General features: G+C 58.3%; 20 protein-coding genes and 3 tRNA genes. 13 read left to right on the forward strand and 10 right to left on the reverse strand.

Features of this window, described 5'->3' with window-relative positions:
* Window positions 1-319 precede the first annotated feature (319 nt).
* From PG888_RS13795 to PG888_RS13825, 7 genes are all read right to left on the reverse strand, one after another.
* The gene (locus PG888_RS13795; RefSeq protein ID WP_005346572.1) at window positions 320-2,029 is read right to left on the reverse strand and encodes a relaxase/mobilization nuclease domain-containing protein; all 1,710 of its coding nucleotides are present in this window, start codon (window positions 2,027-2,029) and stop codon (window positions 320-322) included.
* Window positions 2,020-2,718 carry a plasmid mobilization protein gene (locus tag PG888_RS13800; protein WP_270693585.1) on the reverse strand — a complete coding sequence of 233 codons (699 nt, stop codon included), beginning with the start codon at window positions 2,716-2,718 and terminating at the stop codon, window positions 2,020-2,022. The genes PG888_RS13795 and PG888_RS13800 overlap by 10 nt, the downstream gene beginning before the upstream one ends.
* A 282-nt stretch (window positions 2,719-3,000) precedes the next feature.
* Window positions 3,001-4,137, reverse strand: coding sequence for a tyrosine-type recombinase/integrase (locus PG888_RS13805; RefSeq protein WP_042877944.1), 1,137 nt, complete (start codon window positions 4,135-4,137; stop codon window positions 3,001-3,003).
* A gap of 284 nt (window positions 4,138-4,421) precedes the next feature.
* Window positions 4,422-5,699: a site-specific integrase gene (locus tag PG888_RS13810; RefSeq protein ID WP_270693586.1), complete on the reverse strand. Its 1,278-nt coding sequence runs from the start codon at window positions 5,697-5,699 to the stop codon at window positions 4,422-4,424.
* An 83-nt stretch (window positions 5,700-5,782) separates the two neighbouring features.
* Window positions 5,783-5,870, reverse strand: a tRNA-Ser gene (locus PG888_RS13815).
* 183 nt (window positions 5,871-6,053) lie between these two features.
* Window positions 6,054-7,790 carry a C4-dicarboxylic acid transporter DauA gene (dauA, locus tag PG888_RS13820; protein ID WP_270693588.1) on the reverse strand — a complete coding sequence of 579 codons (1,737 nt, stop codon included), beginning with the start codon at window positions 7,788-7,790 and terminating at the stop codon, window positions 6,054-6,056.
* 108 nt (window positions 7,791-7,898) lie between these two features.
* Window positions 7,899-8,228 (reverse strand): hypothetical protein, encoded by a 330-nt coding sequence (locus PG888_RS13825; RefSeq protein WP_182937651.1) that lies wholly within the window; start codon window positions 8,226-8,228, stop codon window positions 7,899-7,901.
* 49 nt (window positions 8,229-8,277) lie between these two features.
* On the opposite strand from PG888_RS13825, the gene PG888_RS13830 reads away from it, so the two are divergent.
* A tRNA-Asn gene (locus PG888_RS13830) sits at window positions 8,278-8,353 on the forward strand.
* A gap of 2 nt (window positions 8,354-8,355) precedes the next feature.
* Window positions 8,356-8,431 (forward strand) — tRNA-Asn (locus tag PG888_RS13835).
* Window positions 8,432-8,655: 224 nt separating this feature from the next.
* Here the strand turns inward: PG888_RS13835 and PG888_RS13840 are convergent.
* Window positions 8,656-9,645 carry a DUF2860 family protein gene (locus PG888_RS13840; protein ID WP_270693589.1) on the reverse strand — a complete coding sequence of 330 codons (990 nt, stop codon included), beginning with the start codon at window positions 9,643-9,645 and terminating at the stop codon, window positions 8,656-8,658.
* Window positions 9,646-9,921: 276 nt separating this feature from the next.
* Here PG888_RS13840 and PG888_RS13845 point away from each other — a divergent pair, with 276 nt between their 5' ends.
* The 8 genes from PG888_RS13845 (at window position 9,922) to PG888_RS13880 (ending at window position 19,718) form a co-directional block, all read left to right on the forward strand.
* On the forward strand, window positions 9,922-10,407 hold the full coding sequence (locus tag PG888_RS13845; RefSeq protein ID WP_270693590.1) for a YqhA family protein: 486 nt from the start codon (window positions 9,922-9,924) through the stop codon (window positions 10,405-10,407).
* Between the two features lie 128 nt (window positions 10,408-10,535).
* On the forward strand, window positions 10,536-10,985 hold the full coding sequence (locus tag PG888_RS13850; protein WP_270693592.1) for a hypothetical protein: 450 nt from the start codon (window positions 10,536-10,538) through the stop codon (window positions 10,983-10,985).
* A 4-nt stretch (window positions 10,986-10,989) separates the two neighbouring features.
* A complete protein-coding gene (locus PG888_RS13855) occupies window positions 10,990-13,980 on the forward strand; it encodes a YncE family protein (protein WP_270693593.1) in 2,991 nt (996 codons plus the stop codon).
* Window positions 13,980-14,819, forward strand: coding sequence for an FTR1 family iron permease (locus PG888_RS13860; RefSeq protein ID WP_270693594.1), 840 nt, complete (start codon window positions 13,980-13,982; stop codon window positions 14,817-14,819). Before PG888_RS13855 ends, PG888_RS13860 begins: the two co-directional genes overlap by 1 nt.
* A gap of 102 nt (window positions 14,820-14,921) precedes the next feature.
* Window positions 14,922-16,346, forward strand: coding sequence for an NAD(P)/FAD-dependent oxidoreductase (locus PG888_RS13865; protein WP_270693596.1), 1,425 nt, complete (start codon window positions 14,922-14,924; stop codon window positions 16,344-16,346).
* Window positions 16,347-16,491: 145 nt separating this feature from the next.
* The gene (locus tag PG888_RS13870; RefSeq protein ID WP_139709267.1) at window positions 16,492-17,052 is read left to right on the forward strand and encodes a hypothetical protein; all 561 of its coding nucleotides are present in this window, start codon (window positions 16,492-16,494) and stop codon (window positions 17,050-17,052) included.
* Window positions 17,053-17,065: 13 nt separating this feature from the next.
* Window positions 17,066-18,436 carry a hypothetical protein gene (locus PG888_RS13875; protein ID WP_257496283.1) on the forward strand — a complete coding sequence of 457 codons (1,371 nt, stop codon included), beginning with the start codon at window positions 17,066-17,068 and terminating at the stop codon, window positions 18,434-18,436.
* 70 nt (window positions 18,437-18,506) lie between these two features.
* Window positions 18,507-19,718 (forward strand): Bcr/CflA family multidrug efflux MFS transporter, encoded by a 1,212-nt coding sequence (locus PG888_RS13880; RefSeq protein ID WP_139709266.1) that lies wholly within the window; start codon window positions 18,507-18,509, stop codon window positions 19,716-19,718.
* Window positions 19,719-19,810: 92 nt separating this feature from the next.
* Here PG888_RS13880 and nhaD read toward each other — a convergent pair whose 3' ends face one another.
* Complete coding sequence (gene nhaD, locus PG888_RS13885; protein ID WP_139709265.1) at window positions 19,811-21,235, reverse strand: sodium:proton antiporter NhaD; 1,425 nt, start codon at window positions 21,233-21,235, stop codon at window positions 19,811-19,813.
* 107 nt (window positions 21,236-21,342) lie between these two features.
* On the reverse strand, window positions 21,343-21,810 hold the full coding sequence (locus PG888_RS13890) for a DUF4357 domain-containing protein (protein WP_042059795.1): 468 nt from the start codon (window positions 21,808-21,810) through the stop codon (window positions 21,343-21,345).
* A gap of 197 nt (window positions 21,811-22,007) precedes the next feature.
* Here PG888_RS13890 and PG888_RS13895 point away from each other — a divergent pair, with 197 nt between their 5' ends.
* From PG888_RS13895 to PG888_RS13905, 3 genes are read left to right on the forward strand one after another with little or no spacing between them, the layout of a single operon-like run.
* Window positions 22,008-22,688: an ABC transporter ATP-binding protein gene (locus tag PG888_RS13895; RefSeq protein WP_139406025.1), complete on the forward strand. Its 681-nt coding sequence runs from the start codon at window positions 22,008-22,010 to the stop codon at window positions 22,686-22,688.
* A 30-nt stretch (window positions 22,689-22,718) separates the two neighbouring features.
* Window positions 22,719-25,148, forward strand: a complete 2,430-nt coding sequence (locus PG888_RS13900) for an ABC transporter permease (protein WP_270693599.1) — start codon at window positions 22,719-22,721, stop codon at window positions 25,146-25,148.
* Window positions 25,145-26,212, forward strand: a complete 1,068-nt coding sequence (locus PG888_RS13905) for a lipocalin-like domain-containing protein (RefSeq protein ID WP_270693600.1) — start codon at window positions 25,145-25,147, stop codon at window positions 26,210-26,212. Before PG888_RS13900 ends, PG888_RS13905 begins: the two co-directional genes overlap by 4 nt.
* The last annotated feature ends 93 nt before the right edge of the window (window positions 26,213-26,305 follow it).

The raw sequence follows: 26,305 nt of genomic DNA on the forward strand, positions 1-26,305 counted from the left end.
AAAGACGCAGTTCCTGCGGGTAGAAAAATGGTGATCGGCATGATGTTATTGGCTGATCGACATGATGTTATTAGCCAATCAGTTCGTCCAACAACCAAATCGGTTTTTGCTCACTGGCAATCCGCCCCTCACTAACCCCCCAAGCTAACATTCTATTCTGGAGCATACATACTCCTCCCAAAAAAAGTTATTATTATTTGTTGTTTTTATAAATCAATGGTAGATATTAATTATTGCTATTTATAAAGATAAACATTGCAAGTAATCTTGTATTGATGATGTTCCGCAAATATAAAAAACAAACGCCATTCAGAATATTTTACAAAGAAAGATCTGAATCCATTTCATGACGTGCAGTCCTCTGGCCAGAGTGCTCGTGCTGAGATTTTAATGCATACTCTCCAGGCCTCATCCTGAAACGTGCAATTTTTTTGGCTGCTAATATAGGGTTATCCATTATGATTCTAAGACCTCGAGTAGCAATCTCACCGACCTCTGCGTACTCTCTACGGAGCCGCTCAAGGTCTGAACCTGCTCCTGCAACTGTTCGAGCGAAACGCTCATCTGATGAATGGAGTTCTCGGCAGAGACGTTGCTGTCGCTGGTATGCGTGTTCAAATGCTGCACCATGGTCAGCAAGACCTGATGGTCGTTCATTATCTGCTGCTGTGTGACATGCTGCGATTGAACCTGCTCCCTGAGTGTTGCTATCGAGCTCATCTGCTCGGTGTTGATAAAACTGAGCAACTCTAATAATTGTTTCTCTAAATTCATGATTCACTCCTAGTAATGCTAAAATAGCGCTCAAAATTTTCATCAGCAGTTGAATTAATGCCTTTTCGGTGTCTACTGTTAGGGTTCCCTCAGGGTTAATTGGGGTCAGTGTGTAACCTGCATATAGCTGCATCTGCTGTTGCCAAAAAAGAGCATTTGTTGGCTGTTTGCGATGTCTCTGGGTTATCACTGCGGCCATACCTGTCGGTCGTCTCACAGGCCTCGGAGAGGGCATTGGGTGCAGCGTCTCAGTGACGTTATAGCGGCTCTGATTGAAGGCCCGGCGTTTGGCTATCCGCTCCTCAATCTGCTGCCAGAGTGCATCCAACGACGGTTGTGGAGGTGTTGTTATCGTCAACGTCGGTCTCACCGCATCAATACTGGTAAACGCACGGCTAAATAAAGGTCCTTTCAGCCGAAAAGCCTTGATCTTTCCCTCTGGCACAATCCGTATGTAATCCTTTTTAGCCTCGACTTCGCTAATACCATACATTTGTCGAGTCTGAGGTTGCTCCAGCCAATCAATCACAGCCTGTCGGTTACATAACTGACCCTGAGTTACCCGTAACTGCACCGCATCAGATAACGCTGCAATCAAGTCCGCATTTTTACTGTACCGTGGTATTGTTCCTGTCAGCCTCTGGCGTTGCGGATCATCTGGACGTGCGAGGTTATGTTTCAAGTTGAGGTAATCACGGATCGCATTAAAATCTCCTTCCGCACCTGGTGGGTGAGGGTTGAAATATTTTCCAGTGCGAAGATTAATCCGTGGGATTAAGAAATGATTCTCCAGATTTTGTTCATGCGTATGTTGTACCCACAAGATCATCCTGTCCTCTATGGGTAATCCCGCAAAAACCAGCTCCTCCATCAATGCACGAAATTCCTGGGCAATATCAGGATTGGAGCTCAGCGTCTGGTTGTCCTCAATTGCATGTGCAATGACACCGCTGGTGTATTTATATTTATGTGGCGATATCTCGATTGCATAAGCGATGTCTCGTGGATTTCCAGCCAACAGCTCAGGTGGTGGTGTCCGCCTTACACCATGGATCAGTCTCAGTTGTTGGTTCAACCGATGAACCAATGGAGCGTCATTTTTATCACGAGCAACCCTAATCGCATCAGTGATTGTACTACGCTCATTTTTTTGTTGCGGAGTCAGAGCGCTGTAGATACCCAGTAGGTAATCTATTGGGGCGCTGGATTTAGTCTGGCGATGCCCATTGGTTGCAAAAAATCTAATCACCGCCATAGCTCATGCTCCTCATACTCACTCTCGATTAATGCTGGATTTACCTCCACTGCATCCTCGTCATCCTCACCTGAGTGTGACCATGTAGTGTCTGGGGTCGCAGTATCGCTTTTATCATGGCGTATAACCCGAGATGGCTGTGTTAATTGTGGTGATAACATCTCGTTGATTTTATCAACCTGCTCTTTATGTTGTTTTTCTAGTTCCCTGAGTTCGTATAAAATAAAAAGTAGATTTACATCGCCCTTATGGGAGTTACACCATTTTACCAGCTGATTGAAATTGTTATAAAACCCGGTCTGTTGCGCAATAAGATTATTTATTGTGTCGCGTAATGTTTCTGCTGGAGAAATGACGATTTTCAATTTTGTGAGAGATTGAGATGCTAACCTCGATACAGTGATGCTTGCATTTTTAGCCTTTTTCTCCCAACGACGTTTTTCCTCATATGTGCAGCGTAGCTCGATTCGATGATCACGGATCTCTGTAAAACTCGGCAGCATTTGTCGAACGATGTCTGTATCCATATTTACATCTCTAGCTATACCGTTAATAGTGACAGCGACATCGTCATTGATGCACCTGATAACGGCCCTTTCAATGAGCAGCATGAGATCAGGATCTCTTGTAAGCTCCTCACGTAAAGTGTTATTTTTGCTATTCCTTAATTTTTTATTTTCTTTTCCCACGTATTGTCTCCTGGCTGCTGAACAGCTCTAATTTATATATTTATTTAGCGGGTCTGGGCGGCAGCCCAGGTAGGTCCAGGGCGACAGCCATGGCAAGGCTCCGTACACCGTACATTGCGGAACGCAATTTGTACGGTGTAGGAGTGACCTTGCTCTTTTTATTAAAAGCAATAAACTGCCTGATTAGATAGTAGCGTCAACGATAGTTTTTAGCTGCAACGATACCGTACACACCTAGATCATATTAACCCGATAACTCTCTTTAATTTATGCTATCGTAATTCACTTCTTTTTAAGGAGCATTTCGATTAATGGTATTATCGATTGCATCTCTGGCATGGTCATCAACTCATTCCAATTTCTGTACAATGTGGCAGATGGCGCAGCAGACTGCTCTACCGTATCTACAGCATTCGAATGTAAGCACCGTTGCAAAACCGCTCCTGCCTGGGCTCCAAAATCGACTGCATCCTCGACTAACCATTGGCCATAACAGCGCTGAATCATTTCAGTACCAGCATGCCCCATCTGCCGTGCAATCCATGGTACATTTATTCCGGCAGACAATAGTTGACTGGCAAATGTATGACGGAATTGCGACGGCCCGCGATAATCAACGCCAAGAGAGATACAGTACGGTTTAAAGAATTTTTCTCTGTATTCATCAACTGAGGCGTAAGGACGCCGCTTTGCACAAAAATAGGCTAACAATGTCCGAGATTCGATTAATTTAGTTCGATTATCATTCTGCGTGACTTTTATATTTTTTGCCTTTCTATTCTTGGCTTGTTCTAGCAGCAGAGTTAGCGGTTCTATTGCCTGCGCTGTCAATTCTATTGTTCGTCTAGACCCCTCATTTTTAGGGGTTTTATACACACCATTTACCAAAGCCAGATCTATGGTCAGCATCTTTTTTTCGAGGTCAACCACTTCAGCACTTAAGGCGAGCAGTTCACTAATTCGTAAACCAGTTGCTATCCCTACCTGTATCAATGCAGTTTCAATTTGATAGTTTTCCTGCTTATTCTGTTGTAGCAAAAGTGCAATCTCAGACTGCAAGAATGGTTTCGGCTTCTTTCTGGTAAATTTACATTTCTTTATGTTTTCCATCGGATTAGATGGAATTAAACCGTCGAGTTTCGCCCTAACAAATACACTGCGCAGAATTTCCAGGTAGTGATTAACTGTACAGCCATTATATTTCTTTAAAAGTTTTACGACCATCATCTCTATGTCTGTAGAGCTAAAGTCGATCAACTTTTTCTTACCGAACCAAGTTACAAGCTGCTTACTCTTGCGGCGATATGGTCCAATGGTTGATTCAGCATAGCGGGCTTCTTTGAATTTCAGATTTTCATTTATTGCCAGTCCAAGAGTCTTATTTAAATCTTTGGCCTGTGAGTTTTTATCATTGTTCATCGGCTCTAATCCAGTTGATTTGCGCATAGGTTATGAGCATTAAAAAAATAAGTCAACAGATTTTTGATGCACAAACGAAATTGCAAGTCAAGAAAATTATTTGGTTTTTTAAATAATATCGTTCCGCCACAGCATCTGAGCCACACAGGGCACGATTTCTGGTTGAATTTCCCTGTTGTAGAGCGCGACTGCTCCCACCTATCAGATAAGTGAGCATTGAGTTTGGGGCTTATACGTCTATGAGCACTACAGCAAAAGTTCACCAGACGGTACTGGATTGACGCTTACACTAAGTCTCTGGGAATCAACTCTATCTTTTCTTTCAAAAGAGAGACGCTTACCCGTTTACCATAACGGCCAAACGTGAGCCCCTTTTTACTATGTCCCGCCAACTCAGCCACAATATGCTCAGCAACGTCCGCCTGTTGCAGCTCATCGATAAACGTGTGTCTCATCCCGTAAATGGTGGGGCGGCCCTGACCTACGATGCCAGCATCATTGAGGTGGCGTTGGAAGCGACAGGTGATGTTATGCGCCCAGTCGTCGTCTTTGCCTGATGGTTGGTCATCGAACAAAAATACCTTCCCTTGACTGCGACGACTCTCCACATAGTCCAGGAATTGATGTCCGATCAACGTACTGTGTAGTGGAACGGTACGGTAAGCATTGACGGTTTTGAGCTGCTGATCCACCTCTCCCGCATCGACCATCAGACACCAAATCCCCTCAACCTGTTTGATGTTCTGAGTTTTGAGCTGGCAAGCCTCGGAGGGTCGCAGCCCGGCATACAGGCACAGCAGGGGCACCCACCAGTCTTGGATCCTCAATTTTTTGCCTTTCTGGGATTGTTTGCTGCGCAGGCTGGCAAACAGCTGAGCCAGTTGAGGGCGATGCCAGCGCACTCGCTCCTCATCCGCCCGTTTGTGCGGCTTCTTGCCTGCCGTCAACCCATCAAAAGGGTTACGGCTGCAATAGTCCAGCGCCACGCACCAACGGAAGAACTGTTTCAGGGCGGCGAGGTAATCTCCTTTGGTTTTGAAACTGAGGTTGGTCTTGCGCAGCAAGCTGTTGCGGTACTCCTGCGCCAGAGCGGGCGTCACCTCATCGACTTTAACCCCTTTGGCCCAGGTGACGAAGGCGTTGATCCGAAGTTGGAGCTGGCCCACCGACCTATGCTGGATCCCCTCACTGGTTTTAGTCTCGATGAATCTCGCCAATGCGTGGGTGAGCGTGATCCCACTGCTGGGGCAAGCTGGGGCATCAACAGAAGGTTCACAAGGTGTGGAAGGTGTTTGAGGCGGCAGGATGAACCCCGCAGCCTTGAAAGCGTCAAGATCGGCGCGGATCCAGCGATAGAAACTGCGAGGGGAAGTATCAGCAGGGGTAGCCGCGATCAGTGCGCGAGTGCGAGCTGCCACAGCCAGATTTCTATCTACGGCGACTCGGCGATCTTTGGTGCAAAGGGAAGTACGGATAGCGAAGGGCAAGCCACGGTCACGTAGTGACTTAGGCAGCGGGAGACGAGTGTAGTAGGTGCCGGAGGCATTTTTACTCAGATACATGATTGTTCCACCTAGTTGATCCAGGAAAAAAATCACGTAAGTCTAGAAATGAAAAAACCCGTTGAAATTCAACGGGTTATATTTGGCGGTGAGGGAGGGATTCGAACCCTCGATACGTTGCCGTATACACACTTTCCAGGCGTGCTCCTTCAGCCACTCGGACACCTCACCAAATTTTTGCTCACTGCTTTATGTACTTGAGCTGCACATTCGCTGGCGGGCCATGCCGCGGCGACGGGGCGTAATGTAAGGGATACGATGGCTTTTGGTCAATGCAATTTTTTACTTTTTGCGTTCGTTTGCTCAATAACCGAGCCAAGTGACCAAAAATATGCCGTTTCGTATCCCTTTCAATCAATTTACCGCCACTTCGTGCAAATGTTCACCTTTGAGCGCTTCTTCCAGCGAGCCGTAAAACTCCAGCTTGCCGGGCTGCGGCCGCACCTTGGCGCGGGCCAGGGTCTTGAGCGGCTGGAACTGCAATTCGGCCACCCGCAACTCGACACCGGCTTTGGCCATCTGCTTGCCAAAGTGGAGGAAGGCAGACAGGCCGCCCGCATCGAGGATGGAGACCGCCTCCATCTGCAACACCAGCACCTTGTGCCCTTTGACTTGCGCTTCCAGCTCGGCAAAGACCCGTTCGGCCGCTGCAAAGAAGAGCGGGCCGTTGATCTTGTAAAGCAGACCGTTGTCCGGCACCTCATGGGCATAGCGCTTATGCTCGGCCAAATCGTGCAGTTTGGTCATCTTGGCGATTTCGCGCATAAAGAGCAGGGACGCCAGGATTACCCCGAAGGTGATAGCGATGACCATGTCGAAAATGACGGTGAGCGACAGGCAGACCAGCAGCACCAGCACATCGGATTTGGGGGCGCGACGGATCAGCTCCACCACCTTGTGCGCTTCACTCATGTTCCAGGCCACGATGAGCAACAAGGCAGCCATGGCCGAAAGCGGCAACCAGGAGAGCCAGGGGGCCAGCACCAGAATGGCGGCCAGCACCACCAGCGCATGGACGACCCCCGAGATGGGGGACGTCGCCCCGGCGCGGACGTTGGCGGCAGAGCGAGCGATGGCGGCGGTGGCGGTAATGCCGCCAAAGAAGGGGGCGAAGATGTTGCCAAGCCCCTGCCCCACCAGCTCGGCGTTGGAGCTGTGTTTGCGACCGGTCATGCCATCAAGCACCACGGCGCAGAGCAGCGACTCGATCGCCCCCAGCATCGCCATGGAGAAGGCGGCAGGCAGCAGCCACTCAAGGGCGGCCAGATCCCACGCCACAGGGGCGCCATCCGGTCCTGGCAAGGCCCATGGCATCACCAGGGTCGGCGCGATGGGCGGGATCCCCATCCCCTGGCTGCCATCGGCCAGGGTATAGCTGAACTTGCTGCCGATGGTGGCCACATCGACCCCGAAGTAATGGAGGCCAAAACCCAGGCCCACCCCGACCAGCACGGCGGGCAGGTGGCCAGGCACTGGCAGACGCAGGCGCGGCCAGAGCAGCAGCACGGCCAGCGTTGCGACCCCCACCAGGGTATCGCCCCACTGCCAGCTTGGCAGGGCGGCGGCCAGGGCCTCGACCTTGCCCAGATAGGTTTCCGGCATCTCGGGCACGCTCAGACCAAAGAAGTCCTTGATCTGCAAGGTGGCGATCACGATGGCGATACCACCGGTAAAGCCCAGCGTCACTGACGGCGGAATGTACTCGATGAGGCGGCCAAGACGGGCCATCCCCATCGCCACCAGAAAGAGGCCGGAGATAAGGGTCGCCATCAACAGGCCACCGACCCCGAACTGCTGGGCGACCGGATAGAGGATCACCACAAAGGCAGCGGTCGGGCCGGAGATGGAGTAACGGGAGCCACCGGTCACGGCGATCACAATACCGGCGATGATGGCGGTATAGAGACCGTGTTGCGGCGGCACACCGCTGGCGATGGCCAGCGCCATGGCGAGCGGGATGGCGATGATGCCCACCGTCACCCCGGCGATAAGATCACGGCCGAAGCGGGCCATGCTGTAGGGTTCATCAATACAGGACTGGCGTAAGGCGATGGCGAGCTTCACGCTATTTAAAGAGGCTTGCTTGTGCATGTATATCGTAATACCAGAAGAGGGAGATAAAGGCCGGAGAGATCCGGCGCCCGATCATCATCAAGGGCCGGCAGGGCTGTCGACGCGGCGATGGTATCCTGCGCAACCTTACTCCAGACTGGCCATTTTTTCGATGGGCAGGATCAATGAAAAGCACTCTGACCCATTATTTGGCCTATTTGCCGCCAAATCGCCGATCTTGACTCCTGCTCTCCCTCTTTTAGCCGCAAAGATTACCATTTGAGCCTCACCGGATTGCCAGCACGTTCGCGACATCATGCTGGCATCATCAGGTTGATGCGAACCGAATAAATCCACCCTGCACCGGTTGCCAAAGGTAATGGCAAGGGACTGATTGTGCTGAAAATAAACTGCAAAGCGCAACTTTTGGGCAAACAGTCCGAAAATCCAGTTTTCGGGGAGTTCGCGGGTTGACACCCGTCTCCCTGGTCATTAATATTCGCCCCGTCTTAACGAGACAGGCAATTCCTCCTTAGTTCAGTCGGTAGAACGGCGGACTGTTAATCCGTATGTCACTGGTTCAAGTCCAGTAGGAGGAGCCAATTCCCTCGTAGTTCAGTCGGTAGAACGGCGGACTGTTAATCCGTATGTCACAGGTTCAAGTCCTGTCGAGGGAGCCACATTCTAAAGCCCAGCCTTTTGGCTGGGCTTTTTCGTATCTGCTGTTCGCTTACGTCCCTGCCTCGCTCTGCTCTCAAACGCCCTTTGTCATAACGTCTCTTGTCGGCATGTGATGACCAACCAGCACACTGTTTGACATGCCAATTGCGCGCCATCCCATCAACAAGGGGCTGGATTGACCAGCCCCTGTGTGTGCACCTCAGCTCGCTGCCGGATGCCGGGATCAGAAGCGGTAGAGCAGACCCGTGGTCATGCTGGTGGAGCGAATGTCGTAAAAGTCGATCCCGGAGTCTGCATTGGCGTAGCTGGCGCTCAGGAGTGCAGAGAGCGGCGCGATGCCAAACAGCTGGTGCCAGAAGAGGGTGGCATCGATGGCCATGTCGCGGCTGTCGGCACGCTGGCCAAACAGCGGGTTGGCTTCGTCATAGTCGCGCTTGCCCAGATAGAGGTTGCTGACAAATGACCAGCGGGGCGAGGTTTTGGCGTAAGTGAGCTGCAACCCCTTGCTCACATAAGACTCGGCACTGCCCGCCAGATCCGCCTTCTGGTAGCGCAATGCTGGCTCGAGGAACTGATCGTCCGCCAGCCGGAACTGGTAGGAGAGTTCGGCGGTGTTGACCCGGCCATTGCGATCCAGCATCCCCATCACCGCACGGCCATATTGCTCGCCACTGGACTCCTCATCCACCCTGACGTCGCGGCTGGTGACGCTGCCACTGAGCGCGCTGCCCCAGATGTTGTCCCACGCCAGACGGGCACCGTGGGAGCGCACCTCGCTCTCCTGACGAGCCACCCCCACCGCAAAGGGATCGCGCCACACCTTGACCGGCGTGGCATTGAACACCAGCGAACCGGCCACGATCCCCTTGTTGCCCAGCTGCTGGCGCAGCCCGAACTGCTGGGTGCCGTCGCCGCGAATGGCATCCTGAATGAGGTTGCCAAGAAACAGCTGGCTGCCGGTGGAGGCAAAGGTGTAGCGCAGATCCCCGTTGATCGCCGGTGCAACATTGTGCTGCTTTACCGCCGCCCCCTGCGCGTCTATCCGCTCGCGACCTGCACTCCCCGTGGCAAAATTGGACCTGGTCTCGCCAACGCTGGCCCCCGCCAGCACACTGCCGGAAAAGCCAGATTCCCCGGGAATGGCTCCCAGATCTTGCGCCTGAACCCCGCTTGCAACCAGTACACCCATACCCAATAGCAGACCAATACGCATCGCAACACTCCTGGCAAGCGGCCACAAGAGTGGGCCGAGCCTGATAAATAGGAGGGAGGCAGTCGCCCCCCTGTATCGAGAAGCGGCATGTTACGACAGGGAAAAATCACAAATAAGACAGCGGGATGCGGTTTTATTTTTTATGATGGCTTTTTATTTTTTATAGGTGCAAGCAGGGGGCGACCCGGCATAATGAGTCCCGACAGGCATGCAACTCTGCGGGCTGCTCGCGTCATACTCACTCTATTTACCCCTGTTCCCAACATCGGAGTTCTCATGCGTCGATTCAATTTCATGCTCAATGGCAGCCGATTGATGATGTTCCCCTTCTACGTCTGCATTCTGGTGTGCGTGGCCCTGTTGATGGTGAAGTTTGCCATGCAGCTCTATCTGCTCTGCATCAACATCATCGAGATCCCCTACATGGACCTCATCACCGGCGTGCTGACCCTGGTGGACTTCGTGCTGGTGGCCCAGATGCTGATCCTGGTGGCAGTCTGCGGCTATGTGCAATTTATCCAGACCCAGGAGCAGCGCGAGGCCATCGGCGACAACTGGCTCAGCAAGATCAACTTTGCCTCCCTCAAGCTCATCGTCATCAACTCGCTGGTCACCATCGCCGGGGTGGAAGTGCTCAAGGCATTTCTCGAAGATGGCATCATTAACGAAGTAGATATGAAGTGGTCCGTGGTGGTGTTTCTCGCCTTCTCGCTGGCCGCGCTCATCTATGCGGTGACCGAGCGGATGGCGGAGCATAAATAGTCGAGCTTGATCACTGTGCTTGTTCAGCCTTGATTCACCAGCAATACAATTGATAACACTTTTCATTACTCTTACTGCGTTATAAACTTGCTCCCCCCGGGCTGCCCCGCCCGGGTGCTGGAGCCTTTATGACAAGCCTTTCTCTCTCACCCCGACAATTCTGGCAGTGGCTGGCCTACCACCATCAGGCCGCCGAGGGCACCCTCTATCTGATGTTCTTCTCCGGCTTGCTGCTGTGGGAACCGCTGACCCCGCTCTGGTCGCTGGCACGCTGGAATCTGTTCTTGCATGTGATGCTCTCGCTCACCCTGTTTCCCCTGCTGTTTGGCGCCTTCTGGCTCTCCCATCGCAGCTTGTTGCACCGCAGCAACAAACCTTTTTTGCGCACCACGGGACGGATTATCGAAGCCCTGCTGTTGGTCTGTCTGGCCAGCGGCCTGCTGCTGGTGCTGCACGGCACTCCGGGCGATGCCATGGGCAACCTCGCCAGCTGGGCCCACTGGTTGAGCGCGTTGGCGTTAACTCCTCTGGTGCTGCACCACGCCTGGCGCTGGACCATCTTGAAATGGCGCACCTGATCCCATGTTGAAGTCATCGTTTTCTGCATATTTGTCACCCCTGCTGGCCCTCGTCCTGCTGCTGGCCAGCCCCTTTGCGTTGGCCCAACAGATGGGCGCAGGGATGCTTGCCTATGAGGAGGGGCAAAGCCCGCGCTTCGTCACCGCCAACCTGAGCGCAGGTTCAGTCACCCTGCTTGAGCGCGATAGCGGCAAGCGGCTCAAAGAGGTGCAGCTGGGAGGCGATCTGCGCCAGCTGGCCCGCGCCGATGACGGTACCCTGCTGGTCACCGACTACAGCGGTGATCGCCTGTTGCTGCTGGATGATGACCTCGATCTGGAAAAGGCGATCCCCACCGGCCATAGACCCTATGGGGTCATCTTCGATGCCAAACGGCAGTGGTTCTGGGTCACGCTGTTCGAATCCGCTCGCCTGCAGGCCTACGACACCGCGGGCAACCTCCAGCTGGATGCAGAAACCGCCGAGACTCCCCGCGGGCTGGCCCTGACCGACAACGATCGCCTGCTGCTCACCCACTCCATGACCGGCCAGCTCGCCATCTATGATCTCGCCAAGCTTGGCCACGGCGCCAAGGGATCTTCGCTTCCCAAACCCAAGCTCATTACCCTGGCCGAGACCCATAGCGACACGCCGAGCGACTCGCAGGGCTTGCCGCGCCTGCTGGACGGCATCGCCCTCTCTCCCGATGGCAGCGAGGCCTGGCTGCCTCATGTGCTGTGGAGCTTCAGCCACCCCTTCCAGTTTCAAAGCACCGTCTTTCCGGCCGTCTCCATCATCGATCTCGATGAGGAGAAAGAGCGGGTCGATGAAAGAAAACAGCTCTTTTTGCAGATCAACCTGCCAAGCGTCGGCAACCGCAGCCAGATCGTCTCCAACCCGTTTGCCGCCCGCTTCGCCGCCGACGGCAAGCGGGTCTATCTGACCCTGGCGGGCTCGGAAGATATGCTGGTGTTTGACCTGTCGCGCAGCGGCAAGTCCAACAACAACCGCCACCGCCGCAAGAAGTTTCAGGGGGGCGCCAAAGCGACCCAGCTCTTGCGCCACCTGCCGGGCCAGAATCCGCGGGATCTGCTGATCGACGGCGATCACATTCTGGTGCACAACGCCATGGGGCAGGATCTCACCCGCCTCAATAGCGGCGGCAGCGGCCCGTTTGCCCGCGTCACCGTCGATGTACCCCACTTCGCCAAGCTGGTCGAGACAGATCCCCGCCCCGAGCCGCTTCAGCGCGGCGAGCGGCTGTTCAACCTTGGTAACACAGCGGCCAACTCACGCTTCCCTATGGCGGGGGACAACTGGATGAGCTGCAACTCCTGCCATCTGGATGGGTTCAACTTCACCAACCGCTATCTGATGGCGGCCCATCGCCAGCAGAGCGGCGACAACGCCATCAACGGCCACGCCAACCTCACCAACATGGTGGCGGGGGATTTTGTCGGCGAATACCTGCGCATGACCCAGCAAACCCAGGGCGGCATGGGCCATGACACCCGCGATGGGGCCGAGGTGGTTGACCCCGCCCAGCCTCAGCCCGAGGTGAAGGTAATGATGGAAGATCTGCACGCCTTCGTCACCGCCGATGGCAACCTCCCCTATCTCGCCAACTGGCTGCGACTCGATGCCCCGCGCACGGATCCCGCCAAGGCGCCGACCACTCACCCGAAGGCGTGGCTCAACTCCGCCTCCTGCCAGAACTGCCACCAACAGGCGTTCAAGGATTGGAGCGAGAGCAACCACCGGCTGATGGGCAACTCCCACCCCTACTACAAGGTGGTACAGGCGCTGGCCCGCGAAACTGAGGGCGAAGCCTTCGGTCAGTGGTGTCAGGGCTGCCACATGCCCCAGCAGGTGATGACCGGCCAGCTGGATCTGCCCAAGGGCTCCCACATGTTCGAGCAGGGCGGTGCCTCGTTGATTGCCGCTCACAAAGCGGGCGAACCTGTGGTGGAGGAAGGGACCGGCTGTGTGCTCTGCCATCGCATCACCAAGGTGGAAGATGCGGGCGGCAACAGTGCCTTTACCGTGAATTTGAAAGACCGCGAGAGCTATGTGTTCGAGGATGCCGCGGGCGGCAGCCTCAAGCACTGGCTGGCCGAGCGGCAGATCAACGCCCGCCCGGCGGCCCATAAAGCCTCCTACCAGAAGGATTTCTACCGCGACGCAGCCCTGTGCAAATCGTGCCACAACGAGTTTGCCCCAGGCACCGGCGCCAATATCGTCAACACCTGGGACGAGTGGGAAAACTCCAGCTTCGCGAATGCGAAGGATCCCGCCAAGCGGCGCACCTGCATCGACTGCCATATGAACCCCGAGCCGGGCAATGGCGGCGCGCCGGTGGCGGGCCAGTCCACCGAAAATGGCACCATGAAGGCGCGGCTCTATCGCCACAACTTTACCGGCGCCCAGCACCAGCTGGTGGGGCTGCGCAATCCCGACCTTGAACAAGAGAGTCTGGCGCTCTTGCGCTCCAGCGCTACCCTTTCGGCCCGTATCGAACAGGCTGCCGATAGTCAGCGGTTGGTGGTGCGGGTCGCCAATACCGGCGCGGGCCATGCCCTGCCCACCGGGGTGGCCGATTTTCGTGAACTCTGGCTGGAGCTGACCATCACTGACGCCAGTGGCAAGGTGGTGCTTGCCAGCGGCCAGCCGGTGGATGGCGCCGTCCCAGAAGATGCGCGACTGTTCAGAAAAGTGTTCGGCGATGCCGAGGGCAAGCCGGTGGGGCTCAAGTTCTGGCGCTACGCCAAACTGCTGGAAGATACCCGCATTCCGGCCGATGGCTGGCGCGATGAAGTCTGGTCGCTGCCCGCAGATGCCCAAGGGCCCTTCAAGGCCGATATCAAACTCAATTTCCGCACCTACCCCAAGTGGGTCAATGATGCGGTGCGCGCCGCCGAGCCAAGCTTGCCGGAGCCACCCATAGTGCAACTCAATCGGCTGCAACTGACCCTGCGGCCTCTCCCCGTCACGCCTGCAACGGAGCCTCAATCCTGATGTTTGCAAGTTTTCTCATTACCCTGCGCGAGGGGCTGGAAGCCTTCCTGCTGGTCGGCATCTGCCTCTCCTACCTCGCCAAGCTGGGGGCGAGCCGCTACAACAAGTTCATCTATCTGGGGGTGGGGCTCGGCCTTATCGCCTCCCTTGTCGTCGCCTTCCTGTTCCAGGTGGTGGTGAGCCAGTTCGAGAGCGAGCGCTACAACCACCTCTTGATGGCGGGGATCCTCATCTTCGCCACGTTGGTGCTCACCTATATGGCGATCTGGATGCAAAAACAGGCCAAATCCCAGGTGGGGGCCATGACGGCGCGCATCGATGCAGCCATCGATGGCGGCAACCTGTTTGGTCTGGTGCTGCTCGCCTTCCTAGCGGTGATGCGCGAAGGGTTTGAAACCGTGCTCTTCTTCTCCGCTCTGCTCTACTCGGGCCAAGGGGTGGATCTGCAATCCGGCCTGATAGGCGCGCTGGTGGGGCTGCTGGTCTCCATCGCGCTGGTGTGGGGGCTGCTGCGCTCCACCCGCAAGGTGGCGCTGGCCCCCTTCTTCCGCTGGACCGGGCTGCTGATCATCATCATCGCCGCAGGCTTGTTGTCATCTGCCGTCAATATGTTGCAGGCGGCAGATATCATCACCTTCTGGACCACGCCGGTGTTCGACATCAGCCACATTCTCGACGATCAGGGGGTATTTGGTACCTTCCTGCGCGCCCTGTTTGGCTACAATGCCTCACCCGCTGGCTTGCAGTTGCTGACCTGGGCCCTCTATCTGGCGATCTTCGTTACCCTCTGGCAGCGCAGCTATCGCCCGCAGGTGAGCGCCGCAACTGGCAAGGGCTGAGCACGCACGCCCTGTGGCAACAAGGCCACGGGGTAACAACACTATTCGGGAGCCGCGCCTTGGCGCGTTTCCCTTATCTATCAAGCAGTTTCGGAATAGGTCATGAGCGATAACAACAAGAAGCACATTGCGGTGCTGGGCGCAGGCCCCGCCGGTTTGATGGCTGCCTGGCGCCTGCGCCGCGCCGGTTTTACGGTCACCCTGTTCGAGCAGGAGCCGGTGGTCGGCGGCATGTGCGCCACCCAGACCTTCAAGGGGCGCGATGGCGAGTATCGCTTCGACTACGGCGGCCACCGCTTTATCACCAAAAACCCCGAGCTGCTCGCCTTTATCGACGAGCTGATGGGGGACGATCTGCTCCACGCCGAGCGCAAAAGCGTCATCCGCTTTGGCGGGCGCACCTATGACTACCCCTTGAACCTGCCCAACCTGCTCAAGACAGCGCCGCTGACCCTGATGGCCGGTGCGGTGAAGGACTTACTGCTGTTGCCCTTTAGCAAGAAGCCCACCGACTTCGCCAAGGCGAGCTTTGCCGAGTGGATCCAGAGTCACTTCGGCCGCACCCTCTATCGCCAGTTCTTCGAGGGTTACACCGGCAAGCTCTGGGGCATCAACCCGGACAAGCTCTCCGCCGACTGGGCCGGTCAGCGCATCAGCCTGATCGATCTCAAAGACGTGGCGCGCCGCCTGCTGCCAAGGCGCAACGGCAGCCTCTCGGTGCGCACCTATGCCCGCAAATACCGCTACCCCAAATATGGCTTTGGCCAGATCTTCACCACCTTGGGCGAGCGGCTGGTGGCCGAAGGGGTTGAGCTGAAGACCGGCGCCACCATCACCCGCCTTGAGCAGGCTGATGGCCGCATCGAACGGGTGTATTGGAAACAAGATGACGTTGAGCAGAGTGAGCACTTTGATCTGGTGATCTCCACCCTGCCGCTGCCGCTCACCTGCCAGCATCTGGACTTGCCGTGCGATCTGCACTACCGGTCACTTCGCTTCGTCAATATGCCGCTCAAGCAGGAAAACCTGTCGGACAACACCTGGCAGTACCTCTCCGACCCCCATATCCTGGCCACTCGTTTGCAGGAGCCGCGCCGGCGCAGCCCCTTTATGGCGCCACAGGGCCAGACCTCGGTGATGCTGGAGATCCCCTGCAATCCGGGGGATGCCACCTGGCAAGCACCGCTCTCTGATCTGCGCGGTCGGGTTACCGCCGATCTCGCCAGCCTCGGTGTCGATACCGCCAAGCTTGGCGATGAAACTTTTGAAGCGCGTAGCGAATACGCCTATCCGCTGATGGATTTAGGCTATCAGGCGCGCCGTAACGAAGCGATCAAGGCGCTGATGCCGATCACCAACCTCATCATGACCGGCCGTCAGGGGACATTCCGCTACATCTTCACCGACACCGCCATGGAGATGGGGATGATGGCCGCCGACATGGTGATCGACGGGGTAGACAGACGCCACGCCATCTTCAATCATCGCAACGAAAACACCGTGATCGAAACCCAGAGTGTGGCCTGATGGCCCCTGAATGTGGTGATCGACGGGGTGGACAGACGCCACGCCATCTTTAACCATCGCAACGAAAACACCGTGATCGAAACCCAGAGCGTGGCCTGAGGGCCGCGCCATTGGAATAGCCTCTTGGCTAAGAAAGGAGAACAGGATGACCATCCGCCCGGGTTTACTCGCCCTCACCCTGCTGCTGACCCTGAGCGGTCAGGCGCAGGCTTACTCCTACGCCGCCGCCGGCAAGGAGCCACTGATCGACGCCCGCGAGGCACTGCTGACCGCCGCCACTGACGGCAAGGATGCCAGCGCCACCTTGAGCGAGATTGCCGATGAGCTGACCTATCTGGAACAGCACCACAAGGTGGAGCTGCAAGCGCCGCTGACCGCCGCCATCAAGGCCCAAGATGCATCCGCCACCGCCGCCCTGCTCAACCGCGCCTACAAGGCGGAGATCGAGCGCCGCCTCGAAGGGGCCAGCCAGAACCTCGGCGACTACCAGACCGCCAAGGTGCTGGTGGTCAAGAGCAAGCGCTTCCTCGACTTGATCCTCCCATCACTCAGTGAAGGGGATCGCAAGGCGGCCGAACAGGCGCTGGCCAAGGTGCTGGATGCCATCGGTAACCCTGGGGTGTTCGGGGTGGGCGCCAAGCCCGCCGATTCCGCAGCCTTTAGCGATGCAGAAAAAGCGCTGATAGCCGTGCTGGCGCCGCTTTGATGACCTCTCATCGATGATGACAGCCCCCCTCATCCCCAACCCTTCCCCCGCAAGGGGAGAAGGGGGGCGTCACCACGGCCGATTATGCTTCGCTAATCGACCCTACTTACTGCTCCTGTTACTGATCCTGCTGCAACTGACCTGGCTTTGCTGGCTGCTGACCTTTCCGGTGGCGCTCGATTCCGACGATGCCCTCAATTTCGCCCATGGGGTGACGCGCTTTAGCGTGCTGGAGTTCTCCCCCCACTTTCCGGGCTATCCCGCCTTTATCTGGCTGGCGCGGCTGATCAATCTGGTGGTCGACGATCCGGCCCGCGCGGTGCAGTGGGTAAGTCTGCTCGGTAGCAGTTTGCTGGCGCCGCTCGCCGCCTTGCTGGCGGTGAGATTGTGGCAACGGCCCAGCCTGCTGGCACCAGTCTGGTTGCTGGTGCTGGCCCTGCCGCTCACCCCGACGCTGGCGCTCTCCGGCCTCTCGGATGGGCCCGCGCTGGCCGCCTGGCTGGGCGCGCTCTTGGCCTTGCGACATCGCAAACCAGCGCTGGCCGGTCTGCTGCTGGGTCTGTTGCTGGCCCTGCGCCCCTCCTACTTCGTGCTGGCGCTGCTGCCCCTGTGGCTCGGGCTGGCGCAACAGGGAACGCGCGTCAGGTTTGTGCTCCCCATCGCGCTGGTGGGGCTCACCAGCCTGCTCTTTGTCTGGCAGGCCGATGGCTGGGCCTATTTCAGTGAGGGGCGACGCTTTACCGACGGCCACTTTACCCTGTGGGGCAACACGGCGGCGGCCCACGGCGATCGGCTGCTGAGCTGGGCTAACACTTTCAACGATCAGCTCACCCTGCTCTGGCCCCTGTTGATGGTGGCGCTGCTGGTGCTGCCACTCTGGCAGCGCTCAAAAGGCCACACTACCGCCCTCTCCCCGCTCTGGACGATCTACTGGCTCGCCCTGCTGCTCTGGACCCTGTTTGGCCAGAATCCCGACAATCCCCGCCATCTGGCGCCCATCACCTTGCTCGGCATAGTTTTGCTGGCAGGCTGGCTGCCACGTCGTGGCGAGAAGCTGGCTGCAGTGGCCGGATTGCTGCTGCTCGGCGCGACCTTCACCCTGCCCCGTCCGCCCGCCATGGTGCAGGCAGCAAGGCTGGCAGAGAAAAGCTGCCCGGCGCTGGTGACCCAATGGGGCGTAAGATTGCTGCGAGAGACCATGGCCCTACCGGTGACCGATGGCTGGTACAAGGGAGATGCGGCGCTGGCGCTCTCTCAGGGAGCCTGCCGCCTCAGTCGCCGCCCCATCACCGCGAACGAAATGCCCACTGCGGTGCGCCAGCACTGGTTTGCCCCGCGCTTTGCCGCCGAGCCCGGCCTCTGGCTCGCCATACCGGATCCATAGCCGCGACAAAACTGATAGACTGCTTTTTTCGCGCTTTTCAACCCGACGTTTCGCATCAACTGGACACCCTATGCCCCAATCGCCAACAGCTCAGGCTGCCGCCCTCTCCCCCCGTTTCCTGTTTATCCTGCTCGGCGCTCTGGCGGGTCTGACCCCGCTGGCGGTGGATATGTATCTGCCCGCTATTCCGGCCATTGCCCGGGATCTGGCCACCAGCATCGACGGCGCCCAGCTCACCATCAGCGCCTTTTTGGGCGGCTTTGCCATCGGTCAGCTCTTCTACGGCCCGCTGGCCGACAGCTATGGCCGCAAGCCGGTGATCCTGGCGGGGCTCATCATGTTTGCCATCGCCTCGGTGGGCTGCGCCATGGCGGACTCCCTGCCCGAATTGCTGGCCTACCGGATGTTGCAGGCGGCGGGCGGCGCCGCGGGGTCGGTAGTGGTCAATGCCCTGCTGCGCGATCTGTTCGAGAAGGATGCCTTTTCCCGCGCCATGTCGTTCGTCATTCTGGTGATGACCCTGGCACCGCTGGTGGCCCCAGTGGTGGGTGGCTATATCAGTGCCCACGCCGACTGGCGGGTGATCTTCTGGCTGCTGGTGGGGATCAGCCTGCTGATCTGTCTGGTGATGCAGTGGAAAATTCAGGAGACCCTGAAACCGGAACATCGCCAACCCCTTAATCTGGGCCAGATCCTCAAGAACTACTGGGGGGTGCTCTCCCATCGCGGCGCCATGGGTTATGTGCTGTGCGGCTCCCTCTCCAGCTCCGGCATGTTCGCTTTCTTAAGCGGCTCCCCTTACGTCTATATCGAGTACTTCAAGGTGCCGACCGAGCACTACGGCTGGCTGTTTGGCCTCAATATCCTGCTGATGATGGTGGTCACCTTCGTCAACAGCCGACTGGTGAAAGGGGTAGGCGCCGAGCGGATGCTGCAATACGGTCTGCTGGTGCTGCCCTGCGCGGGCGCCCTGCTGGTCTACAACGCCTGGAGCCAGACCGGCGGCCTGTGGGGCATCGTCATTCCGGTGGTACTGTTTGTCGGCCATATCAGTCTGGTGGGCGCCAACGCCATGACCGGCCTGATGGGCCACTTCCCGCAATCTGCGGGCACCGCCTCGGCACTGGCGGGCACCCTGCGCTTTGGCATCGGCGCCGTGGTGGGGATTCTGGTCAACCTCAATCCGCCCCAATCGCCGCTGCCCATGGCCATCGCCATTGCCTGCTGCGGCGTGGGTTCCACCCTGAGTTACTGGCTGCTGACGGGCAAGCGAGGAGAGTAGCCCCCCTTCTCCTGCACCGACCACGATCCTTGCATCTGGATCAACGAGGCCCCGCATCTACGGGGCCTCGCTGGTTATGGCGTAATACCGATTCAGAACATGGCGCGATTGAGCAATAGATGCGCCCCTATGCTCACCAGATAACCGAGCACGATGGCAGGCAGCCACTTCAGGTGGCCAAAAAAGGTATACATGCCGTGGGCCTGCCCCATCAGGGCCACCCCGGCCGCAGAGCCGATGGAGAGCAGGCTGCCCCCCACCCCGGCGGTCAGGGTCACCAGCAGCCACTGCCCCAGCGCCATATCGGGGTTCATCGACAGCACGGCAAACATCACGGGAATGTTGTCGATGACGGAGGACAAGACCCCGATGAAGATGTTGGCCATGGTGGGATCCCCTCCGGCATACAACCAGTGTGACACCAGCTCCAGATACCCCATAAAACCCAGACCACCGACACACATCACCACCCCGTAGAAGAAGAGCAGGGTATCCCACTCCGCCTTGGCCACCTTGTTGAACACGTCAAATGGCACGACAGCCCCCAGACTGCGCAACCGCACATCATCGCCATTGCGTTCATAGAGCGCCCGCTTGCGAGCAAGAGATCGTGGCAGCGACTTGCGCAAATAGAAGCCGAAAAACTGCAGATAACCGAGCCCCAGCATCATGCCCAGTACGGGCGGCAGATGGAGGAAACTGTGGCACAGCACCGCCGTGGTGATGGTCAACAAGAACAGCACGACGATGCGGCGGGCACCGCGCTTGAGATCGACCACCTCATTATCAGCATCCGGCACATGGCGCGGCACCATCAGGCTCATCAGGATGGCCGGCACCAGAAAATTGAGCAGAGAGGGAATAAGCAGGGCGAAGAACTGGCCAAATTGCACCTTGCCCGCCTGCCACACCATCAGGGTGGTGATATCGCCAAAGGGACTGAAGGCCCCGCCTGCGTTGGCGGCGATCACTATGTTGATGCAGGCAAGATTGACAAAACGCCGATCACCGTTGGCTACCTTCAACACCACGGCACACATCAGCAGCGCAGTGGTCAGGTTGTCTGCCACTGGCGAAATACAGAAGGCAAGCCCCCCGGTCAACCAGAACATGGTGCGCAAGTGAAACCCCGAGCGTACCAGCCAGGCACGCAGGGCATCAAACAGCCGCCGATCCTCCATGGCATTGATGTAGGTCATCGCCACCAGCAGGAACAACATCAGCTCGGCATATTCCAGCAGGGTATGGCGAAATGCCTGCTCGGCGACAGGGCTCATCCCCTGCTGTGCATAGGCGATACCGATCAGGATCCAGATCACCCCGGCGGCCACCAGCACGGGTTTGGACTTGCGCAGTTGCAGATACTCTTCAGCCATCACCAGGGCATAGGCCAACACAAACAATCCGACACAAAAAAGTCCGATGGCGGAGGATGTCAACACAACAGGGCCACTACTGGCATGGGCGGGAGGGATAAACAGGGAAAGCAGCAAAATAACAGGGGTGAGCGCAGACATGGTCTCTTCCTTTTAGAACCATCTGGCCACGATGCTAGCACCTGGATGAAAAGAAAAATTCATCCAGGTCAATTAACGATTAATTAGTGTACTGTCGAGACGCCGGGTTATTTCTTGCCGAAACCCGACTGCTTGAGGGTATAGCCAGCGCTGTTTTGCCAGGCATCCAGACCGCTGCGGTTATTGCCCGCTACCAGACTGGCGGCCAGGCTCGGGCTGTTGAACAGCTGATCGGCGGTAAAGACAAAGCCGCCCTGACTGCGGGGCACAATGATCCCCTTTTGCAGCAACTCCAGCCGCAGTTCGATCACCGCTTCGCGCAAAGAGGCGGCATCCTCACCATTGGCGGTGGAACCGGCCAGCACCATAAAGCCCGGATTTTGCCGCTTGCCCACCGGATAACCGTGGGCCTCGGCCCCTTTGCCGTTGAAGTGGTAGAGCTCGCGCTCCCCCGGCCGGTTGTCAGAGAGCGCCTTTTGCAGGGTCATCAGCTCGTTGTAGATCTCGATGGGGACGACGGCAGCCTGCTTGTTGCCCTTGCTATCGATGATAAAACTGACTTGCTTGTGTAACATCCTTGCTCATCCTGTGACCCATGGAAGCCCCTATTCTAACCACCTCGGGCAAGCGGGATCCAGCGAGGATCCACTGCTCTTTTGCCGCCTTGATCACTAACTGGCACTCCTGATCAACCGTAAGGGGTGTTGATCATTGTCGGCCGTGCTAGCGTACCAAGCATGATGAAAGCCATTGACCATCAAACGGTTACCCCATGCTGACCCTGCGCAACCTCTGCAAGAGCTTCGATAACGGCAGTGAACGACTGCCGCTGTTCCACCATCTCGATCTCGCCCTCCCCGCTGGCGAGATCACCCTGCTGCTGGGCCAAAGCGGCTGCGGCAAGTCCACCCTGCTCAATCTGATCGCCGGGCTGATTGCCCCGGACGAGGGGGAGATCTGGCTGGGGGAGACCCGGATCGACACCCGTTCACCCGACGAGCGGGCGCGCCTGCGTGGCCGCCATTTCGGTATCGTCTATCAGGATTTCAACCTGCTGCCGACCCTGAATGTGGCCGAGAATCTTGCCCTGCCGCTGGCCATCAACGGCCTGCCACCGGATGAGGCCAGGATTGACCAGTTGCTGCAACGGCTCGATATGAGCCACAAGCGCCATGCCTGGCCGGAGCAGCTCTCCGGCGGTCAGCGACAGCGGGTGGCGCTGGCCCGCGCCCTCATCCATCAGCCCCAGTGGCTGCTTGCCGACGAACCCACCGGCAGCCTCGATGAGCACAATGCCGAACAGGTGATGGCGTTAATGATCGCGGCGGTGCGGGGCACCGGCGCAGGCTTGCTGCTGGTGAGCCACAACCCGGCCTACGCCGCGCTGGCCGACAGGGTGCTGCGCCTCGAAGGGGGCCAACTGATCGAACTCAAGGGGCCCCGTCATGACTAGACAGCGACTGCGTCTGCTGGAGGCACGCTGATGCTGCCACTCAAAGCGCTGCTGCGCCTCTATCGCAGCCACCCCTGGCTGCTGTTGATGAGTCTGGCCGGGCTGGTATTGGGGGTGTCGCTGGTGGTGGCCATCGAGCTGCTCAATCACAGCGCCCGCACCAACTTTGTCGCCGCCCGCAGCCAGCTGGCAGGGGAAGCCAACTACCGGCTGGCCCCCGCTGGCGGGCTGGATGAGCAGCTTTACGTGCAGCTGGTGACCAGCCAGCACGCCCTCGATGCCATGCCCCAGCTCCATGGCTGGCTCAAGGATGAGCAGGGGCGCAGCTTTCAACTGCTGGGGATGGATCTCTTCAACCCCGGCCCCCTGCGCCAGCTGTTTGGCGCCCGCCCCGCGAGCGAGCCCGCCTTCCCCCTAAACCGGGCCGACAGCATCTGGCTGGCGGCCCCCGAAGCGGAGCGCCTTGGCTGGCAAGCGGGCCAGAGCCGCCGCTTTGTATTGGGCGGCAGCGATGGCGCAAGCGCCCGCCCCCTGACCCTGACGCTGGCGGGCACGTTTGAACCGGGCGCCGTGCCCATGGAGCGACTACTGATAACCGACATCGGCCTCGCCCAGCCGTTGCTGGATAAAGCGGGTCGGCTCGATCGCATCGTCTTCAAGCTAAGCGAAGCCGAGGCTCGTACCCTGCAGGCCACCCTGCAAACCGATTACCCGAACCAACCCTTGTGGCTTGAGCCCATCAGCCCAGCGCTGGATGCCAGCCAGCTTGGCGATGCACTGGCCCTCAATCTGACGGCGCTCTCATTGCTCGCCATGGCGGTGGGATTGTTTCTGGTGTTCAACGCCCAGCGATTTGTCCAGAGCGTGCGCCGCCCCCAGCTGGCCCAGTTGATCATTCTGGGGATGGGGCCGAGTCGGGTGCTCGGCTGGCTCATCCTGGAGCTCGTTATTCTCGCCACCATCGGCACCCTGCTCGGTGTGCTGCTCGGCAGCCTGTTGGCGCTGGCACTAATGGGACAGCTGACCCAGGCGCTGGCCGATCTCTATGGCCCCAACCCCATCGACCTGTTGCGCCTCTCCCCTGTGAGCCTGCTCAAGGCGCTGTTGATCGGGCTGCTCGGTACGCTGGCCGCCAACCTGCCCGGCTGGTGGCAACTGCTGCGCCAATCCCCCCTCGAACTGCGTGCTGGCAGCAACCGTCCTCCCGCTCACCCGTGGCGACGGCGTGTGCTGGCCATCGCCATCTTGCTGCTGTGCGCTCTGTGCCTGTGGCTGCCGCAAACCGGTCTGAGTGGCGCCCTCTTTATCGCCGGAGGCTGGCTGCTGGCCATGGCGCTCTGGCTGCCCGATGCCCTGCGCGGCCTGCTTGGCTGGTTGCGACGGCGCGCGGGCGGCCCCCTCACAGCCCGACTCGGGGTGGCCGAGACTCTCTATCATCTCGATCGCACCGCCATCGCGGTGATGGCGTTGCAACTGGCCATCGCGGCGGCCATCGGCATAGGGGTCATGGTGTCGAGCTTTCGCTCCAGCGTGGAGATCTGGCTCGGCCAGCGTCTGGCTGCCGATCTCTATGTCACCGCCCCCAAGGGGGTGGCGGGCAACAAGGGCACCTTGAGCGAGGCCACCCTCGAGACCCTGCTCGCCAATCCGCTGGTGAGCGCCGCCTCGCGCCGCTCGGTGCACCCTGCCCGCTGGCAGGGGCAGCCCATCGAGTGGGCACAGATGGACTTTATTCCCCAGCTTAAAGCGGCCTATCCGCTGCTGGCCGGACGCTGGCCGACCCATCCCGATGAGGTGCTGGCGAGCGAACCGCTGACGGTGCGCCTCGGGGTCAAGGTCGGCCAACAGTTGGCTATCAGCGGCGAGCAGGGGCCAAGGCAGTTCACCGTCACCGGCGTCTATCAGGACTACGGCAGTGACAAGGGGCAACTCCTGCACGCCTTCGAGGCGGGGGCGGTGCAGTCCCTAGCCCTCTTCAGTGACGACCCCGAACAGCTGGCCGACCGCCTGCGCGGGCGCTTTGGCGAGCAGCTCAATCTGCTCTCCGCCCCCGCCATCCACAGCGCGGCGCTCAAGGTGTTTGACCAGACCTTTGTGGTGACCGAGCTCTTGAAACTGCTGATCCTCGGCATCGCCTTTGTCGGGATCGGTTCGGCCTTTATGGTGCTGGGGCTGGCACGCCGTGGCGAGCTGCAGACCTTGCAGAGTCTGGGCTTGAGCCCGAGCCACTGCCGCCAGCTGCTGGTGTGGCAAGGGGCGGGGTTGGGGCTGCTCACCGCCCTGTTGGCGCTGCCGGTGGGATATGGCCTCGCCTGGGTGCTGATCGAGGTGGTCAATCCCCGTGCCTTTGGCTGGCGCCTCGCCTTCGAGGCCGCCCCCCTTCATGCGGTCACCGCCCTGCTATTGGCGCCGGTATGTGGCGCACTGGCCTCCTGGTATGCGGCAAGGAGAGTGGTATGAAAAAAATCAAAGGGTGGGCGCTGGGGGTTCTCTGGACACTCTATAGCGGGGCTATCGGTGCCAGCGATCTGGGCGCCCTGCTCGGCGGCGGCAGCGACAGCTTCAAAAAGGTGCTGCCGGGGCAAACCATTCAATTGCCGGAGGATCACGCCGCCCACCCCGATTACCGCTCCGAGTGGTGGTATCTCACCGGCAACCTCAAGGATGAGCAGGGGCGCGAATATGGCATGCAGTGGACCCTGTTTCGCCAAGGGATCGAACAAGAACTCCGCACCAGCAATCCCTGGCTCACTCCCCAGCTCTGGCTGGCCCAGTTTGCCATCACGGATCTCGACCGTGGCAGCCACCAGCAAGATGAACGGGCCAGTCGGCAGGGACCGGGACTGGCGGGAGCCAGCGGCGGCCAATATTGGCTCAGGGAGTGGCGGCTTGCCTCGCAAGGGGCAGCGCTGTTCCCCGCTACCCTCAAGGTGCAGAGCAAGATTGGCGAACTGAACCTCACCGTCAGTGCCGCCAAGCCGCTGGTGCTGCAAGGCAAGGCCGGTTACAGCGAGAAGAGCCCGGGCAACGCCTCCTTTTACTACTCCTACCCGCGCCTCACGCTGCGCGGCACCCTGACCCGCGATGGTGAGACCCGCACCGTGACCGGACAAGGCTGGTTTGATCACGAGTGGAGCAGCTCGGTATTGGCCGAGTGGCAATCGGGCTGGGACTGGTTTTCGCTGCAACTGGCCGATGGCCGCGAGCTGATGCTGTTTCGCCTGCGCACCAAGGCGGGCAGCACCGAGCCAGAAAACCGTTACGGCATTTTGATTGAGCGGGACGGCAGCAACCGGGTGCTCGCCCCCGACGCGATTCGCCTCACTCCAGGCAACACCTGGCGCGGCCCCAAGGGGCAGAATTACCCCGTAGAGTGGCAGCTAAACGCCGCAGGGATGAGCCTCACCATCAAAGCCCGTCAGCCCAATCAGGCCATGACAGGTCGCTTTGACTACTGGGAGGGGGCGGTAACGGTGGAGGGAGATGCCAAGGGGGTCGGCTATCTGGAGATGACCGGCTACTAAGGTATGGACCCGTATGTCTGCCTAGGTGGTCCACCAGCCCCATGACACCCCTATTATCCGGTAGCGACCTGTGGTTGACACGATCGCAACAGA

The sequence above is a fragment of the Aeromonas sp. QDB23 genome (genome assembly GCF_027707745.1).
GTDB classification, from domain to species: Bacteria; Pseudomonadota; Gammaproteobacteria; order Enterobacterales; family Aeromonadaceae; genus Aeromonas; species Aeromonas allosaccharophila.